17 protein-coding genes are annotated in these 17,561 nt (G+C 68.5%); 15 read left to right on the plus strand and 2 right to left on the minus strand.

What is annotated here, in order from left to right; all coding sequences use genetic code 11:
* Positions 1 to 83 precede the first annotated feature (83 nt).
* The gene (locus OG972_RS19680; protein ID WP_266983313.1) at positions 84 to 1,088 is read left to right on the plus strand and encodes a sigma-70 family RNA polymerase sigma factor; all 1,005 of its coding nucleotides are present in this window, start codon (positions 84 to 86) and stop codon (positions 1,086 to 1,088) included.
* 58 nt (positions 1,089 to 1,146) lie between these two features.
* On the opposite strand, the gene OG972_RS19685 is transcribed toward OG972_RS19680, so the two are convergent.
* On the minus strand, positions 1,147 to 1,941 hold the full coding sequence (locus OG972_RS19685) for a hypothetical protein (RefSeq protein ID WP_266990588.1): 795 nt from the start codon (positions 1,939 to 1,941) through the stop codon (positions 1,147 to 1,149).
* A gap of 215 nt (positions 1,942 to 2,156) precedes the next feature.
* Here OG972_RS19685 and OG972_RS19690 point away from each other — a divergent pair, with 215 nt between their 5' ends.
* The 4 genes from OG972_RS19690 (at position 2,157) to OG972_RS19705 (ending at position 7,124) form a co-directional block, all read left to right on the plus strand.
* Positions 2,157 to 3,188 carry a DUF1259 domain-containing protein gene (locus OG972_RS19690; protein WP_266983315.1) on the plus strand — a complete coding sequence of 344 codons (1,032 nt, stop codon included), beginning with the start codon at positions 2,157 to 2,159 and terminating at the stop codon, positions 3,186 to 3,188.
* Positions 3,189 to 3,387: 199 nt separating this feature from the next.
* Entirely contained in the window at positions 3,388 to 4,593 is a 1,206-nt protein-coding gene (locus OG972_RS19695) for a cytochrome P450 (RefSeq protein WP_266983317.1), read from the plus strand.
* A 744-nt stretch (positions 4,594 to 5,337) separates the two neighbouring features.
* A complete protein-coding gene (locus OG972_RS19700; protein WP_266983319.1) occupies positions 5,338 to 6,402 on the plus strand; it encodes a type III polyketide synthase in 1,065 nt (354 codons plus the stop codon).
* A 215-nt stretch (positions 6,403 to 6,617) separates the two neighbouring features.
* Positions 6,618 to 7,124 carry a GNAT family N-acetyltransferase gene (locus tag OG972_RS19705; RefSeq protein WP_266983321.1) on the plus strand — a complete coding sequence of 169 codons (507 nt, stop codon included), beginning with the start codon at positions 6,618 to 6,620 and terminating at the stop codon, positions 7,122 to 7,124.
* Positions 7,125 to 7,137: 13 nt separating this feature from the next.
* Here the strand turns inward: OG972_RS19705 and OG972_RS19710 are convergent, their stop codons facing one another.
* Positions 7,138 to 7,614, minus strand: coding sequence for an ATP-binding protein (locus OG972_RS19710; RefSeq protein ID WP_266983323.1), 477 nt, complete (start codon positions 7,612 to 7,614; stop codon positions 7,138 to 7,140).
* Positions 7,615 to 7,827: 213 nt separating this feature from the next.
* Between OG972_RS19710 and OG972_RS19715 the strand changes: the two genes are divergently transcribed.
* From OG972_RS19715 to OG972_RS19760, 10 genes are all read left to right on the plus strand, one after another.
* Positions 7,828 to 8,679, plus strand: a complete 852-nt coding sequence (locus OG972_RS19715; RefSeq protein ID WP_266983325.1) for a Scr1 family TA system antitoxin-like transcriptional regulator — start codon at positions 7,828 to 7,830, stop codon at positions 8,677 to 8,679.
* An 11-nt stretch (positions 8,680 to 8,690) separates the two neighbouring features.
* Positions 8,691 to 8,879 (plus strand): DUF397 domain-containing protein, encoded by a 189-nt coding sequence (locus tag OG972_RS19720; protein WP_266983327.1) that lies wholly within the window; start codon positions 8,691 to 8,693, stop codon positions 8,877 to 8,879.
* Positions 8,872 to 9,123 (plus strand): DUF397 domain-containing protein, encoded by a 252-nt coding sequence (locus OG972_RS19725; RefSeq protein WP_266983329.1) that lies wholly within the window; start codon positions 8,872 to 8,874, stop codon positions 9,121 to 9,123. Before OG972_RS19720 ends, OG972_RS19725 begins: the two co-directional genes overlap by 8 nt.
* 176 nt (positions 9,124 to 9,299) lie before the next feature.
* Positions 9,300 to 9,956 (plus strand): DUF402 domain-containing protein, encoded by a 657-nt coding sequence (locus OG972_RS19730; RefSeq protein WP_266983331.1) that lies wholly within the window; start codon positions 9,300 to 9,302, stop codon positions 9,954 to 9,956.
* A 303-nt stretch (positions 9,957 to 10,259) separates the two neighbouring features.
* Positions 10,260 to 10,574: a hypothetical protein gene (locus OG972_RS19735; RefSeq protein ID WP_030924923.1), complete on the plus strand. Its 315-nt coding sequence runs from the start codon at positions 10,260 to 10,262 to the stop codon at positions 10,572 to 10,574.
* A gap of 187 nt (positions 10,575 to 10,761) precedes the next feature.
* Positions 10,762 to 11,637, plus strand: coding sequence for a hypothetical protein (locus OG972_RS19740; RefSeq protein ID WP_266983335.1), 876 nt, complete (start codon positions 10,762 to 10,764; stop codon positions 11,635 to 11,637).
* On the plus strand, positions 11,627 to 13,006 hold the full coding sequence (locus OG972_RS19745; RefSeq protein ID WP_266983337.1) for a hypothetical protein: 1,380 nt from the start codon (positions 11,627 to 11,629) through the stop codon (positions 13,004 to 13,006). Before OG972_RS19740 ends, OG972_RS19745 begins: the two co-directional genes overlap by 11 nt.
* Entirely contained in the window at positions 13,003 to 14,553 is a 1,551-nt protein-coding gene (locus OG972_RS19750; RefSeq protein ID WP_266983339.1) for an SCO6880 family protein, read from the plus strand. The genes OG972_RS19745 and OG972_RS19750 overlap by 4 nt, the downstream gene beginning before the upstream one ends.
* A 19-nt stretch (positions 14,554 to 14,572) precedes the next feature.
* Positions 14,573 to 15,991 carry an ATP-binding protein gene (locus tag OG972_RS19755; RefSeq protein ID WP_266983341.1) on the plus strand — a complete coding sequence of 473 codons (1,419 nt, stop codon included), beginning with the start codon at positions 14,573 to 14,575 and terminating at the stop codon, positions 15,989 to 15,991.
* 1 nt (position 15,992) lies between these two features.
* Positions 15,993 to 17,522 carry a type IV secretory system conjugative DNA transfer family protein gene (locus OG972_RS19760; RefSeq protein WP_266983343.1) on the plus strand — a complete coding sequence of 510 codons (1,530 nt, stop codon included), beginning with the start codon at positions 15,993 to 15,995 and terminating at the stop codon, positions 17,520 to 17,522.
* The last annotated feature ends 39 nt before the right edge of the window (positions 17,523 to 17,561 follow it).

The following is a 17,561-nucleotide window of genomic DNA, read 5'->3' on the forward strand; positions in this document are numbered from 1 at the left end:
TCCAGGATGGACACTCGTACGTACCGAGCAGCCCCAGGGAACTCATCGCTCTGCCGGCCACCGATTCACGAGAGGCACACCCTGTGGTCACATCGCCGAACGAGGACTTCGCCGTCCGCACCGACCCCTTCAGACGCGAACTGCTGGTGCACTGCTACCGGATGCTCGGTTCGGTCCATGACGCCGAGGACCTGGTCCAGGAGACGTATCTGCGGGCATGGCGCGCGTACGAGCGGTACGACGACCGCCGGGCCTCCCTGCGCACCTGGCTGTACCGCATCGCCACCAACGCCTGCCTGAACGCGATCGAAAGCCGCAGCCGCCGCCCTCTGCCGTCCGGTCTCGGCGCTCCGAGCGAGGACCCCGAGCAGCCGCTGGTCCCCGGGCGGGAGGTGCCGTGGCTGCAGCCGTTCCCGGACGGCCTGCTCGACGCGGGCCGGGGCGACCCGGCCGGCGCCCTGGCCGTACGCGGCACCTTGCGGCTCGCGTTCGTCGCCGCCGTACAGCTTCTGCCCGCACGTCAGCGGGCCGTACTGCTCCTGCGTGACGTCCTGGAGTTCCCGGCGGCCGAAGTCGCCGGGCTGCTGGACACGACGACGGCCGCGGTCAACAGCGCACTCCAACGTGCCAGGGCCCGCCTGGCAGACGCTGCGCTCACCCAGGACGGCTCGTTCACCGAGTCGGCCACCGGCGTCGACGAGCCCACCGATCCGGAGCGGCGCGCCCTGATCGACCGCTATGTGAAGGCGTTCGAGGCCGCCGACATCGCCACCCTCACCACCCTTCTCACCCACGACGCCATCCTCGAAATGCCGCCGTTCCTCACCTGGTACGTCGGGCGCGAGCTCTACACCCGTTTTCTGGCCCGGATCTTCGCCCTCCGGGGCACCGACTGGCGGATGCGCCCGACCGGTGCCAACGGGCAGCCCGCCGTCGCCGCCTATGTACGCGACGCCGAAGGCACGTACCGCCTGCACACCCTCCAGGTCTTCACCGTCACCGTCTCCGGCATCAGCCGCACCACCGTGTTCCAGGACCCGGACGTCTTCGCCACGTTCGGCCTGCCGCCCCAACTGTCGCCCCTCTGAGGTGAAGAAGGTTCCGCCCAGGCAGAACCACGTGTGAAGTCGATGGCCTGCACCCACCTCATCGAGAACCCGGTGCAGGCCCTCCCGCGGACCATGTCCCCAGCGCCCGCGCCAGCCGCTCGCTCTGCTCCGCAGTGATCCCCTGGGCAAGCCGCATCCCCAACCGCGGGCTCAGGTAGCCGTCGCACTGAAGGATCCCGTCGCACGACGGCGCGCCACCCCCGCTGAGCGGCGACGGCCCGGGTATCTCCCATCGGGCCGGCTCCCACAGCGGATGGTCGAGCAGAAGCCGCTCCGCCACATGCGTCGCCTCGCCCGCCGGCGCACCGGCCACCCTGACCAACGCCTCGCCCACTCGCTCCACCGCGTCTCGCGGCAGATCCTCGTCGCCGAGCGCGGGCAACAGCAACAGCAGCCGGGCGTACGGATCATGGACCCCCGGGTCGTGCGCGTCGGACGGCACGCTGTTCACGATATGAACCAGTTCACGCCAGGACAGACCGGGGCCTGCCTGATGCCCGTCCAGTGTGGCGAGGAAGCCATGCCGCGATCCCCATTCCGGATGGGTGACGAAGTACTCCGTGCCCTGGTCCTCGGGGAAGTTGCGGTTCACCACCACCACGCTGTGCCCGCCGCCGAACGGAATCCGGAGCACCGGCCACTGCCCCTCGTCCACCAACTCCTCGTACGCCGCGTCGAGATCGGCCTCGTCCGCGCCGAACCACTCGGCGGCAGGCTCACCGTCCTCGTCGTCCGTCTCGCACATCCACATGAGGTACGCGGCCCAGAAGCCCGGCCGCGAGAGCAGCCCCTCACCAGCGACCAGCGGGTCGTCCTCGTATCCGGAGATCATCACGGTCCAAGACTGTCATTTCCACCGGTCATGACAGGACCGCCCAATGCCGTATCCCCACAGGCCCACCGGGATACGAGCCGCGTGCCGGACGCTCGCGCGCCCCGTTGGCCGGAGGGTGCACCACACGTTTGGTCCATCCGGACCCGCCTCATGACGAAGCATCCGCCTTCTTATACTTTCGCATGGTTTCATCTCGCCATGGAGGCGATCAGATGATGGCTGAAGATCGACAGCAGGACATGCGCACACAGGTGACTACGTCGCGGCGGCGCATGCTGGCCGCAGCGGCGCTGGCACCGATGCTGGCCGGAGCCGGGGCGGGGGCGGCCGCCGCTCAGGCCCCGACCGGCGGCATGCGCGAGACGCACGGGCCCGGGAGACACCGGCCGGTCAAGCCGGTGCACACCAGCGCATCGGACTGGGCGGACGTGGCGGACGCGCTGGGCCGCAGCGGCAACATGCTGCGCGGAATGATCTACCACACCGGCTTCCCCCGCCAGGATCTGCACGTGGTCTCCGACGGCGTCGCCGTCAGACCGGGGCTCGCGCTGGGCGCGCACGTGGCCTTCGTCCGTTACGCCGACGGCAGCACGATGACGATGGGCGACGTGGTGGTCGCCGAGAACGAGCTGCAGCAGGCGAGCGACGCCTGGCAGACGCACGGAATCGCGCAGACCGCGCTCCACAAGCATCTGCTCTCGCAGACCCCCGAAATCTGGTGGACCCACGTCCACGGGCACAGCCACGACCCGGTGGCCCTGGCCCGCGGCCTGCGCGCGGGGTTCGACCGGACGAGAACTCCGCCGCCGCAGCCGACCGGCGGCCCGCCACCCCCCATCGACCTGGACGTTGCCGCAATCGAGGCCGTACTGGGCAACAAGGGTTCCAACGAGGGGGGCATCTACAAGAACCTCTTCGTCCGCCGCGAGATCATCACCGACGGACATCTGATCCTGCCGCCCGGCCTGGGGTCGACCAGCGCGTTCAACTTCCAGCCGCTGTGTGACGGCCGGGCCGCGCTGAGCGGCGACTGCGCCATGACCGCAGGCGAGGTCCAGGACGTACTGAGGGCTCTGCGGCGCGGCGGCATCAAACTCGTGGAGCTGCACAACCACCACTTGACGGACAACCCCCGCCTGTTCTTCGTCCACATCTGGGCCGTGGACGACGCCGTCAAGATCGCCCGGGCCCTGCGCGCCGCGATGGACGCCACCAACGTCGTACCGGCCGGAGTGGGCGACTGAAAAAGACGGGGGTGGGGGCGGGCTGCGGGTCCCTGTCGGGTGGACCCGCGCCTTCGCCATCACCGCGGGGCGGGTCGGCACGTCATATGGGCCAATTGCCCCGGAACGGTGCGTGCCTCGGTGACTGATCGGGTACCTACGACCTGTTCATCCCGCTGAGTCACTGAACGCCCATGAGATCCCCTATCTGGAGCTCCGTATGGAACCAGTAGCCACCCCGCAGCACTGCCCGTTCGACTACGCCGAAGCCCTCGAATTCGACCCGCTGCTCAGGCAGCTGCAGACCGAAGCACCCGTTTCCCGCATCCGCCTGCCCCACGGCGACGGGGAAGCATGGCTCGTCACCGGCTACGACGACGTACGCACGGTGACCACCGACCGGCGTTTCAGCCGCAGCGCCATCATCGGCCGGAACTTCCCGCGGATGACCCCTGAACCCATCGTTCAGGACGAGGCGATCAATGTGATGGACCCACCGGCCAGCAGCCGCCTGCGCAGCCTGATCTCCAAGGGGTTCGCGCCGCGCCACATGGAACGCATGCGGGTCCGTACCCAGCATGTCGTGGATGAGCTCCTGGACCGGATGGAGGAGCACGGTTCCCCTGCCGACCTCTTCGAGCACCTCGCGGCCCCCCTGCCCCTGACCACCATCTGCGAGGTCCTCGACATTCCCGAGGGCGACCACGCGCAACTGCGCGCCCACGCGCGGACCATGATGGACGTCGGCATCGACAACCGGGAGAACGCGGTACGCGCCAAGGCCGATCTCCGCGCCTACTTCGCGAAGCTGACGGCGCACCGGCGCGAGAACCCGGGCGACGACCTGATCAGCGCGCTTGCCGCCGCCCGCGACGGAGATGAGCTCCTCGACGATCAAGAGCTGACCGTCATGGCCATGGTCCTGCTCATCACCGGACAGGACACCACCACGTACGAGATCGGGAACATCGCATACACCTTGCTCACGCGTCCCAAGGAGCTGGCCATGCTGCGCGCCCGCCCCGAGATGCTCCCGCAGGCCATCGAGGAACTGCTGCGCTTCATCCCCTTCCGCAAGGGCGTCGGCATCCCCCGCGTCGCCACCGAGGACGTGGAACTGAGCGGGGTGAAGATCCGGGCGGGAGACATCGTGCACGTCTCCTACCTGACGGCCAACCGGGACGGCCGGAAGTTCGACCGGCCCGACGAGCTGGACCTGGAACGCACTGGTCCAGCCCACATGACCTTCGGCTGGGGTGGCCACCACTGTCTCGGCGCCCCGCTCGCCGCCACGGAGCTCCACGTCGCACTCGGAACCCTCCTCAAGCGCTTCCCTGACCTTCGGCTGGCAAAGCCCGCCGAAGAAGTGGCCTGGAACAAGACATCGATCTGGCGTTATCCGCTCGCACTGCCCGTCGCCTGGTGACATCGATACCCCGAGTAAGGCACCGGGCTCTTCGTGCAACCGCAGTACAGCGGTCAGGGCCACCGCTGAGGCGACGCGCCCATGGAGACCCAACGCGCTCCGGCCCGGGTCCGGCCATGGCGCGGGAACGCCCGGACTGCCACGCGCAGCCCGGGCGCCGCCGAGCGGGTGAATCGATGCCACCCGGGCGGCCCGTGCCCGGCTTCGTCACTCGCACCGTGCGACGGCACGGGGGCGGCCCGCCCCGCCGGTGATCACCGGTCCGCGGGATGGGTGACCGCCGCCCGCAGCGGTGCGTCTTTCGGCGTGGGCCCCTCGGCGGGCCGGTCGTACACGCGCTGGGCGGTGCCGGCCGCGGATGGTCCGCCCGCCATGGCCAAGGACAACAAGGTGGTCAACGGTGCCGCATCGGCCCTCGGAGGGCGGAAACCGCAGGCCAATCCGGGGCTCCCGCACAGCGCGTTCCGTCCGACGTGCGACCCCCATCCGCCTGTCGTAGCGTGATCTCCAGGGCCGATCAAAGGTGCGACCGAAATTCGTCTGCCCATACGGTGAGAATTCAGCGCATTCGTCGATCGGCCCGTCCATGCCCATCCCAGGGGCATGGAATTCGGCGCCGCGACCAAAAGGTCTGTCCCGCGCCGCTCCACGCACGGTGCCGCAGTGGCTACCGTCGGCCGACACCTGCCCCCGTATCCGGTCAGGGCTCGGCCGTGTGGTTCATCGTCCGCTAGGAGGAGATCCATGGCGGTACTCTGCAAGCCCGCAATCGCAGTTCCCGAGTATGTCATCACCAACGACGAAACCCTCGAACTGGCACAACGGCTGCACGGCGACCATCCGCAGCTCGATCTGGTCCTCCGTCTGATCGAACACACCGGGGTTCAGAAGCGGCATCTGATCCAGCCGATCGAAAAGGTGCTGCAGCACCCGGGGTTCGATGCGCGCAGCGAAATCTACGAGGCGCAGACCAAGGCCCGCGTCCCGGCTGTTGTCCGCCAGGCACTGGACCAGGCGGAGCTCGAGCCGTCGCAGATAGACTTGATCATCTACGTCTCCTGCACCGGCTTCATGATGCCTCCCCCGACCGCGTGGCTCATCAACACGATGGGCTTCCGGCCGCAGACACGGCAGATGCCGATCGCCCAACTGGGCTGTGCAGCGGGTGGCGCGGCCGTCAACCGGGCCCACGACTTCTGCACGGCATACCCCGACGCCAACGTTCTCGTCATCGCTTGCGAGTTCTGCTCGCTGTGCTACCAGCCCACCGATCTGGGCGTGGGGTCCCTGCTGTCCAACGGCTTGTTCGGCGACGGGATAGCCGCCGTCGTCGTACGGGGCAGCGGTGGCACCGGGGTCCGCCTGGAACGCAACGGGTCGTACATCATCCCGGACACCGAGGAATGGATCTCCTACGCGGTCCGGTCCACGGGCTTCCACTTCCAGCTCGACAAGCGCGTGCCCGGAACCATGGAGCCACTTGCCCCGGCCCTCAGCGCCCTCGCGGAACAGCACCAGTGGAACGCCAGCAAGCTGGACTTCTACATCATCCACGCCGGCGGTCCGCGCATCCTGGACGACCTGAGCCGCTTCCTCGATGTGCCGCCCGAAGCGTTCCGCTTCAGCCGGGCCACACTCACCGAATACGGCAACATCGCCAGCGCGGTGGTACTCGACGCCCTGGCCCGCATGTTCGATGAGGCGTCGACCCTGCACGGCCAGCGCGGCATCATGGCCGGCTTCGGGCCGGGCATCACCGCCGAGATCTCCCTGGGAACGTGGACCTCGGAGCCCGAGACAGTGGGCTGAGCCGCACCACAGCATGGCGTGCTCGCCGGGCAACCTGACCGGGAAGCCCGCAACCACACCACCACCCGGCCCCGGACCTCAAGCGCCGTCTGCAGCTTGAGGACCGGGGCCGGCCCCATGAGGTGCGCACCCCGGCTCCCGGCCCGCAGGGTCACCCGTCAGATCCTGCGTCCAGCGCACCCGGCATCACGCATTCTGCTCAGTACGATCCCTGCATGGCTGAACTGCAGCGTCTTCGTCTCGACCATGCCCCGGCTCTTCTTGCGTTCGAGCAGGAGAACCGAGCCTATTTCGCCGCGTCGGTCACCGATCGTGGCGACGACTACTTTGCCCACTTCGATGCGCGCCATCACGACCTGCTCGCGGAACAGGCTTCGGGGCTGCACTTCTTCCATGTGCTGGTGAACAGCAGCGGTGCGGTGCTGGGGCGGGTCAACCTGGTCGACGTGGCGGACGGTTCGGCCGAGCTCGGATACCGGATCGCCGAGAAGAGCGCCGGACAAGGACTGGCTACGGCCGCCGTCCGTGAGATCTGCGCCCGTGCCGCCGCGGAGTACGGTCTGACGGCGCTGCGGGCCGTCACGACCCTCGACAACGCCGGGTCACGAGCCGTACTGGCCCGGACCGGATTCATACCCACCGGCGAGGTCCGGCTCGACGGCCGCCCGGGCCTTCGCTACGTACGGGATCTGGGGGAAGTGCTTGAAGACACCGCTCCGTGACCGACGCAACGACTCAGGGCGATTCTCCCGATGAGACGCGGCCCAGCAGGGCCTCTTCCGGTCTCCACGCGCACTCCACCCAGAGCAGTTTCCCGCCGTGCCCCGGCAGCCCGCCGCGCAGGGGGTACGCGCCCCAGCTGTCGGCCCACAGGGTGATGAGATGCAGCCCCCGACCGCACTCGGCAAGAGCCGTCGGCGCCTTTCCGCCGCCCTGGAACGGTGGCGGGATGTCCGGGTTGGTGTCCCAGACACTGAGCCTGATCCGGTGCCGCCCGGCGTCGCGCAGCCGGAGTGAGTACGGCCCGGAGGAGTACCGGTACGCGTTGGTGACGAGCTCGCTCGCCAACAGCTCGGCGGTGTCGATGAGATCGCCCATGCCGTGCACGCGGAGTACGGAGCGGAGTGTGGCTCGGGCGATGCCCGGAGCGCGGGGATCTTGCGGGAGTTGGAGGGTGTACGCCCAGGGCGGCGTTACGGTGGCCAGGACCATGGAAGTCTCCGATCACGGAGGGACATTGGATCTCGCGCATCTGGTTGCCCGGTGACGAGGCCGCTCCGTCGAGCGGGGTACTTCCGGGCGGGTGGCCTGGATCAGAGACTAGGCTTTGGCAAGGATTCTTTGCGCCTTCTGACCGTAATCTTTGACGAGATCCACTCGTGTGAGTGACAGGCCAACTCAGTTGATTTCTGGGGAGAGTTCGAGATGGCAGGCAGGACCGCCCCTACCGCGCGCCGCACCCGACTCGGCGCCGAGCTGCGCAAGCTGCGCGAGCGGGCCGGGATGACCACCACGCAGGCAGCTGATCTCCTCGGCACCAGTTCGGGGCAGCTGAGCAACATCGAGGTGGCGCGATTCGGTGTGAGCGCCGACCGCGTACGCGTCATGGCCCACACCTACTCGTGCACGGACCAAGCGCTGATCGAGGCTCTCGTCGCCATGACAGGTGACCGCAAGCGTGGCTGGTGGGAGGAGTACCGGGACATCCTGCCGCCCAGACTCCTCGACCTCGCCGAGATTGAGCACTACGGCAACAGCCTGCACGCAGCGCATAGCATCCACATCCCTGGGCTGCTGCAGACTGTCGATCACGCTCGGGAGATCTACCGGCAGGCAGTGCCCGAGATGTCACCGCCGGAGATCGAACACCGTGTCTCGTACCGCGTCAAACGCCAGGCGGTGCTGTACGGGGAGGGTGCCGCCCCCTATCGCGCAGTCATTCATGAGGCCGCGCTCCGGATGAGGTTCGGGGGCCCGAGTGTGGCTCGCGCTCAGCTCCAGCACCTGCTCAAGGTGAGCGAACGGACCCACGTGACCATCCGCGTGGTCCCCTTCGAAGCCACGTATTACCCGGGCTCGGGTCAGTCGCTTTACTACGTACGCGGACCGGTGCCCGCACTCGATACCGCCCAGCTCGATCAGTCCCACGGCCCGGTGTTCATCGACTCCGAAGCCCAGCTGACGCAGTACCGCCTCCTGTTCGAACGGCTCGACGCAGCTGCGCTGAGCACCGAGCAGTCGCGAGAACTTGTCCACAACATCGCTCGGGACCTTTGAAAGGAACAGAGATGGCCGCATCCACCTGGCAGAGGTCGTCCTACTGCGCGCAGGGCGAAGCCTGCATACACGTCGCCGCCCACGACAACACGGTCAACGTCACCGAGAGCAGCGATCCCACCGGAGCCATACTCCGCACCACACCCACCGCCTGGGCCGCTCTCCTCCGAAGCGTCAAGGCCGGCACCAACCATGGCTGACCAGCACATACCCGCCGACCTCACCTGGGTCCGCGCCGCTCCTGAGGGGGAGGACGGCCCCGGGCCCTGGATCGAGATCGCCTTCGGCCCGGACGGGCTCGTCCACCTGCGCGAGACCGACGACCCGTCCACCATCGTCACGACCACCCGGACGAAATGGGAGGCCTTCACCAAGGGCGTCATGGCCGGCGAGTTCGACCACTTCGCCGAGCCGGCCGGCGGGGGCCCGGTCACCCCGGCCTGACCGCTCGCGCTCCTGCCTGTCGGACGGCACGAACCGGTCTGCTCCTCACTGTTCGCCGCCCGTCCTGCCGACAGGCTTTTGCTACGTCACGACCTTCTCCGCGCATTGAACTTGCTCCTGACCGGGCACAACAGAGCACATCCCCACCATCGGGTCCCGGCAGCAAGGATTGATCCATGAACCGTCTCGCGCGCTTGATCAACACCACGGACGACGTACCGGGCCGGATTCTGCACTGGAACTTCTTCATCGGCGGCCACTTGAGTGCCTCGGTGCCCGTACGTCTCGTCGACCGCACGGACGAGGGCCAGCTGATATGGATGGAGACGGGCGCGCCCATGTGGCGCACGGAGCTCCCGGGAGGCGCACATCTCCGGGACATCGCCCCGGACGACCGACCCGCCACCGGATATCCGGTGGTCCCCGATCGGTGGCCGATGGGCAGCGCCCTCTTTTATCAGCCCACCGGCGCCGCACATTCCGTACTGTGGCTCTTCGGCCGCAGGGGAAAGTTCCGCGGTTGGTACGTGAATCTGGAGCGCCGCGTCCACCACGGCGACGACATCGACATCGCCGACCACGAGCTCGACATCAACGTCGCACCGGACCGGTCCTGGCAGTGGAAGGACGAGGAGTCCTTCGCCGAAAAGACCGGCCACCCCGTCTACTGGTCGGCCGATGAAGCGGCCGCCATCCGCGCCGAGGGCACCAGAGTCGCGCGGCTGGTCGAGGCCGGAACCTTTCCCTTTGACGGCTCCTGGTGCGACTTCCGGCCACCGAAGACCTGGACGACACCGCCCCGCCCGCCGGGCCCCTGTCGTTCCGTCCTCTGACTGACCCTCAACCCGCTTGCCCCGATGGGCGCGAGAAGGGACCGCAGGCGGGCTTCGGCCAGGGTGGCGAGATGACAATGATTGCCCAGAGTCACCCCCCGTGATACACAGAGTAACCATACATATGTGGTCACACACCGATTCGATCCGCAGGTCAGGGCGGTCGGACCGGTCAAACGTGCGAGATCCCATGAAAGAGAGGCGTCAAGTCGTCCCACCTGGGCGGATTCATCAGCGAAGATAGAGAGCGACCCATGCCACGTGGCAGGGGCAGTGAACTACCCAACAGGGGCGGTGACTTACATGGTCCTGGCAGCTGACACTGATAAGGGCGGCATCAGCACCATCATCAACGGCATCGCTCCCAAGTGGGGGCCGTTCGGAGCCCTGGGCGACGAAGCCAAAGTGATGATCGAGGTCGTCATGGCCGTTGCCATCCTGCTCTGCTTCGGCATCGCCATCTGGGGAGCAGCCAAGCAGCGTATCGGCGCGACGGCGCTGCGCGACACGTTCAGCGCAGAACAGGGCAAGGGCCTGATCGTTGCCGGTCTGACCGGTGTGTTCATCATCGGATCGCTGGGAACCCTGTTCACCATCGTCTACGGCATGGCCATCTAACCATCAGTCAGCCTGCCCGGAAGGCTGCCGCTGCCCCCGTTCCGCTTCCACCCCATCCGTCCGTCGTGCCCACCGGCAGAGGTTGCGTCTCCCTGATGTCGAGTCACCACACCGCGTCCGCGCGGGAACCAGCACGGCTACCGTCGTACTACGCGGAATCGCACACGGTTGAGGGGGCCTACGCAGCATGAGTGCCGGCGACGATCACGGCTACAGCGACTCGGGCACAGGCCGTACGGACGATGGATACAGCACACTGGGCGGAACGCGCCAGACCCGTACACGATTCCCCGACGGCGGGGGCGGCGACGGCTACGGCGGCTCCCGTCGGCCGGCCCGCAGTTCACGGTCCCTGATCACGGTGGTCGGCGTGGTCGTCCTCCTCATCGCGGCTATCGCCTTCGCGAACATGGGCGGGGGCGGGAACGACGGCGCCTCGTCCGGCGGGAACGGCGGCGGCAACAAGGCGGGTGCGGCACCGACGGCGGCGACGGGCACGAAGCCGGTGACGGGGAAGAACGGCACGATCGCGTCGGGGTTCGCGCACGACGAGCAGGGTGCGCAGAGCGCTGCAACTAATTACGCCGTAGCACTCGGTTCTGCCGACATGTTCAATGCCGCCGCACGCCGGGGAATCCTGCAAGCCACTCACGACCCGGCTGTGGTCGACCGCCTCCAAGCCGACATGGACAAGGCATACTCCGCAAGCCTCTTCACCAATGTCGGGTTGAACGAAGATGGCAGCACACCCAGTGGACTGACGTTCATCTCCCGGACGGTGCCTGTGGGCACCAAAGTGACCAAGCAGACCGGGGACACAGCCACCGTCGAGGTCTGGTGTACAGGCCTTGTTGGGATGGCCGGTCAAGGCTCCACCAAGCCCGTCACTGAGACCTGGTTCACCATCACCGAGAACCTGAAATGGGTCGGGAACGACTGGAAGATCGAGTCGTCGAACCAGACAGAAGGCCCGACACCGGTCAGCGGCGGCAACCGGGCATCGACTGCAGACGACATCGCCGGTGCGGTTGAGCAGTACGGAGGCTTTACCTATGCCCGCTAGCCGTCGCTCCCATGCGATCTCTGTCGCGTCCGTTCTGGGAAGCGTCCCAGCCACGATCGTCCTCTTGGCGTCCCGTGCCACTGCTGCACCGAGCCCGACGCCGAGCCCATCTCCGAGTAAGAGCAACAACGCCTGCGACCTCATCGTCGGACTCGCCAAGGACTACTGCGAAAACGGCGACGCAGGCGCCCCCAAAACCACCTCCCCCGACGACGCCGCCAACGCCCTGGACCCCCTCTCCTCCCTCGCCCGCGGCTGCGCCGACGCCGCGGCCTGGATCGTCGGCAAGCTCAGCGACGCAGTCAAAGGCACCGCGAACGTCGACTTCACGAACCCCAAGTTCCTCCAGCAGTACGCGGTCATCTTCGCCGCCTCCACCGTGCTCACTCTCGTCCTCTGGCTGCTCGCCGTCGCCAAGCGCGCCATCCGTGGCGTTCCGGTGGCCACCGCGATCTCCGAGGCTGTCGGGTTCCTCTGGCTGACCGTCCTCGCGTCCGCGTTCACGCCGCTCATCCTCTACACGGTCGTGTCGGCGACCGACGGCGTCACGGACGTCATCGCGTCGTCCTCCGGCGGGCAGACCGATGTCTTCTTCGGTTCGTTCGCCGAGGCGCTGAGCAAGGGCTCCGACATCGGCGGCGGGCCGATCATGCTGATCGTCGTCTCGCTCGTGTCGATCCTCGCCGCGGGCGTGCTCTGGCTGGAGCTCGTGATCCGGGCCGCCCTGCTCTACGTCGGCGCGCTCCTCGGCGTCGTCGTCTACTCGGGGCTCGTCGACAAGAACATGTGGGGTCATGTCCGCCGCTGGGCGGGCATCATGATCGCGGTGATCATGGTGAAGCCGGTCATCGTCATCGTGCTCGGACTGGCCGGCGCGCTCTCCTCCGACGGGGGACCGAACGCGTTCTCCGCCGTCGTCTCCGGGCTCGCCATCATCCTCCTGGCGATCTTCGCCTCGGCGATGATCTACCGCTTCGTCCCCGGCTTCGGCGACGAGATCCAGGGCGCCCGTACCAACCGCAAGCAGGCCACCGACGGCGCCCAGGCCGCCGCCCTGATCAGCTCCCCGGCTGCTCTCGTCTCCCAGGGCATCAAGACCCACAGCAGCCGGAGCGGCGGCGACAACGGCGGACAGGGCGGCGGCAACAGCGGCGGCAGGCCCGCCAACCCGGTCAGCGGCGGTGTGGCCGCGCACAGCTCCCGCAACACCGGCGGGAGCGGGGTCGGCGGCGGATCTGTCCCCTCCGCCGCACCTCCGCCCCGCAGCGGATCGGGACCCACCTCCGGCACCCCGCACAGCAGCCGCACCGGCCGGGGCGGCGGTACAGGCAATGCAGGTAACAACAGCACAGGAGGTGGAGGGCGTTGACGACCCAGTCCCATCCGGTCGCGCCCCGCCGTACGTATCTCATCGGCCGGGCCCGGCCGAACGCGATCGTCGGCAAGAACCGCGAGACCGGCGAGATCGCGCTGATCATCGTCGGCGCGTTCCTCGGCATGATGAGCGGGCTGATCGTCCCCGCCCTGTCCCTGCGGATCGTGCTGCTCACAGGATTCCCGCTGCTGGCGCTGGCGATCGTGTACGTCCCGTACAAGCACCGCACCTTCTACAAATGGTTCGAGATCAACCGCAGCTTCAAGCGGTCCGTGCGCCGCGGCGCCGCCTACCGTTCCTCCGCCATGGAAGCGGGCGTACGGGGCGACGGCCGCGAGGTCGAGGTCGGGCCGCCCCCGGGCATCGGCCGGATCAACTGGCTCGCCGCCCCCTTCGGTCCTGACGAGATCGCCGTACTGCTGCACGCCGACCGCCGCACCGTCACCGCGGCGATCGAGATCGAGGGTCCCGGCGTCGGGCTGCGCGACAGCGAGGACCAGGAGGCACTGGTCGACCGGTTCGGCACGCTGCTGAAGCATGTGGCGAACGGCGACGGCTTCGTGACCCGTATTCAGATGCTGGCCCGCACCCTGCCCGCCGACCCCGACGCGCACGCGAAGGACGTCGCCCAGCGGGGCGACAAGACGGCCCCGGGCTGGCTGCAGGAGTCGTACGACCAGCTCCAGTCGATGGTCTCCACCTCCAGCGAACAGCACCGCGCCTACCTCGTCGCGTGCATGCACTTCAACCGCGAGCTGGCCGCCGAGGCAAACGCCATGGCCCGCGCCGCCCGCCCCCAAGCAGGCCGCAAGCTCGACCGGGACGCGGGGCTCGCCGTCGTCATGGCGCGCGAACTGACCGACATCTGCGCCCGCCTCGCCGAAGCCGACATCCGGGTGCGCCAGCCGCTCGGCCAGAGCCGGCTCGCCTCCCTCGTGCACTCGATGTACGACCCCGACCACCCCATCGACCACATCCAGGCGATGACGAAGCGCAACGCCTGGCCCGCCGAACTGGATGCGGTCGAGCCGACGTATCTGCAGGCCAAGACCCGCGAGTCGGCGACACGTGCGCCCTGGTGCCACGCCACGGCGTGGGTGAAGGAATGGCCGATGACGCCCGTCGGCGTCAACTTCCTCGCCCCGCTCCTCGTCCACACCCCGGACGTCATCCGTACGGTCGCGGTCTGCATGGACCTCGAACCGACCGAGGTCGCCATCGAGCGGATGCTCACGGAGAAGACGAACGACGAGGCCGAGGCGAGCCGCCAGGCCAAGATGAACCGGACCGTCGACCCGCGCGACATCGCCGCCCACGGCAGGCTCGACCAGCGGGGTGAAGATCTCGCGAGCGGCGCGGCCGGAGTGAACCTCGTGGGGTACATCACCGTGTCGTCGCGATCACCCGAGTCCCTCGCCCGTGACAAGCGGACGATCCGGGCCTCGGCCGGCAAGTCGTACCTGAAGCTGGAGTGGTGCGACCGCGAGCACCACCGCGCCTTCGTGAACACCCTGCCGTTCGCCACCGGCATCCGTCGCTAACCGAGAGGGCAGTCACGCCATGCGAGATCCGCTGTCCGCGTTGTCGGATGCCTTCACCTCCTTCCTCTTCGGGAAGGTGGAGACGACCAGACTGCCCGTGCGTACCTCCACCGGCCAGGCCCAGGCGGTGTACCTGCCCACCGCCGCGCCCGGTCTCGGCGACTCCGGCGTGATCATCGGCCGCGAGGTGTACTCCGGCAAGGGGTACATCTACGACCCCTTCCAGCTCTACGGGCAGCAGCTCCCCGCCCCCCACTGGCTGGTGCTCGGAGAGTCGGGCAACGGCAAGTCCGCGCTGGAGAAGACGTACGTGCTCCGTCAGCTCCGCTTCCGCGACCGCCAGGTCGTCGTCCTCGACGCCCAGGGCGAGGACGGCGTCGGCGAGTGGAACCTCATCGCCCAGGAGCTCGGCCTCACCCCCATCCGCCTCGACCCGACCGCAGCCCTGAACGGCGGCATCCGGCTCAACCCGCTGGACCCGTCGATCACCACGACGGGCCAGCTCGCCCTGCTCCGTACGATCATCGAAGTCGCGATGGGCCACGGCCTCGACGAACGGTCCGGCTTCGCGCTGAAGGTCGCGCACGCCTACGTCAACCAGACGATCAACGAGCGGCAACCCGTACTGACCGACATCGTCGAGCAACTGCGCCACCCGGAACCCGATTCCGCCGAGGCGATGAACGTCGACATAGACGACGTGCGCGCCTGGGGCCTCGACGTCGCCCTCGTCCTGGACCGGCTCGTCGACGGTGACCTGCGCGGCATGTTCGACGGCCCGACCTCCGCCGGCATCGACCTGGACGCGCCCCTGATCGTCTTCGACCTCTCGCACATCGACCGGAACTCGATCGCGATGCCGATCCTGATGGCGATCGTCGGCGTCTGGCTGGAACACACCTGGATCAGGCCCGACCGGAAGAAGCGCATCTTCCTGGTCGAAGAGGCCTGGCACATCATCAATTCACCGTTCGTCGCCCAGCTCTTCCAACGGCTGCTGAAGTTCGGCCGGCGGCTGGGGCTGTCGTTCGTCGCCGTGGTCCACCACCTCAGCGACGTGGTCGACGGGGCCGCGGCACGCGAGGCGGCGGCGATCCTCAAGATGGCGTCGACCCGGACGATCTACGCGCAGAAGGCCGACGAGGCCAGAGCGACCGGGCGCGTACTAGGCCTGCCCCGCTGGGCGGTCGAGATCATCCCCACCCTCACCCCCGGCATCGCGGTATGGGACGTCAACGGGAACGTACAGGTCGTCAAACATCTGATCACCGAGGCGGAACGGCCACTGGTCTTCACCGACCGGGCGATGACCGAGTCGTCCGCAGTCGATCTGCTCCCGGAGGACGTACGGGCCGCAGAGCTGGAGACCGAACAGCGCGCGGCACGCATCGAGCACCAACAACGACTGAACGAGTCGTCCGAGTCAACGGTGGCATGACATGGCAGGGCGTACAGAGCAGCAGACCGGTCCGAGCACCGGCGGCATCCCGGACGGTCTGCTGGTCGGCCTGCTGGGCTTCCTGCTCGGGCTGGCCCTCCTGGCCTGGACGGCCACCGGTCTGTCCGGGCTGTTCACGCACGGCGCGTGGCCGAAGGGCGTCACCTTCACCGAGACACCGCTTGCCATGCGCCGGCTGGCGGCGGCCCCGCACGACATCCCGGCAGCCTGGCCCGACACACCGGCGGACGAGCTCTCCGGGTACGGGCTGTTCTGGGGCCTGTTCATAGGCGAACTCATGGTGCTCATGGTGCTGACAGTGTTCGTGATGGGCGTGGTGGCCCGCTGGCGCGCGGTACGAGCACGTCGGCGGGAAGAGCGCCGCGAGGAGCGTTACGCGCGACACGCGGCGCACCCGAAGCGCGAGGAGCCCGCCGGGGTGGAAGTCTCCGCCCCCGCGCCGCTCCCCACCCCCGCCCCCGCTCCCGCTCCCCCGGCCACGACCACCCCGGCCACCCCGGCACCGGCCACTCCGGCCACGGCCACCCCGGCACCGGCCGAATCCGCCGAGGACCCCGCGCCCCCTCTCCTCGTCCCGGCCGTCCCTTCGCCCCGCACACCTCTCGTCGTCTACGGCCCGGCCGCCACCCGCCGGCCCACGGTGGTCCAGGCCATCCGGGAGGCGGACGGACCCGCCCTCGTCATCACCTCGGACCCCACCGTCTGGGCGGAGACGAAGGACGCCCGCGCCAAACTCGGCCCGGTCCTCGTCTACGACCCCGGCCACCTCTGCGACACCCCGGCCCGCCTCCACTGGTCCCCCACCGCCGGATGCGAACAGCCCGATACGGCAGCCGCCCGCGCCGCCGCGCTCCTCGCCCCGGTCCGGCCGCAGGCCCGTATCGACGCGATGACGGCCGAGACCGCGGAGACCCTGCTCCAGTGCTGGCTGCACGCCGCCGCCATAGACGGTCGCCCGTTCCGCCAGGTCCACCGCTGGGCCCTCGGCGGCAACGCCCATGAACCCGTACGCCTGCTCCGTACCCATCCCAAGGCGGCCTCCGGACTCGCCGGCCTGCTGGAGTCCGCGCTCACCGGTCACCCCGAACGCCGGGAGATGGCCCAGGAGCTGACGGTACGGGCGTTCGCCGCACTCTCCTCGGTCCACATCCGCGAGGCCTGCACACCGAACCGGGCCGATTCGCTGGTGCTGGAATCTTTTGCGGGCGAAGGGGGCACGCTCTATGTGGTCGGTGAATCCATCGAGGATCCTCGCTCCACACCCGGTGCGATGCCCCTGCTCACCGCCCTCGCCTCACACGTGGTCGAGCACGGCCGCCGCATGGCCGCACGGTCAACCGACGGTCGGCTCGACCCACCAATGGCCTTGGTCCTCGACGACGTCGCGGCTGTGGCACCACTCCCCCAACTCCCTGAACTGCTGTCGACCGGCCAGGACCAGGGCCTGCCGACGCTCGTCCTGCTCCGCTCGAAGGAACAGGCCCGGGCCCGCTGGTCGTCCCCGCTCTAGGAGTTACGTGACGGGTATCGAGGCTCCCGGAAAAGCCCG

It is taken from the genome of Streptomyces sp. NBC_01669 (assembly GCF_026339735.1).
Taxonomy (GTDB): domain Bacteria; phylum Actinomycetota; class Actinomycetes; order Streptomycetales; family Streptomycetaceae; genus Streptomyces; species Streptomyces yanii.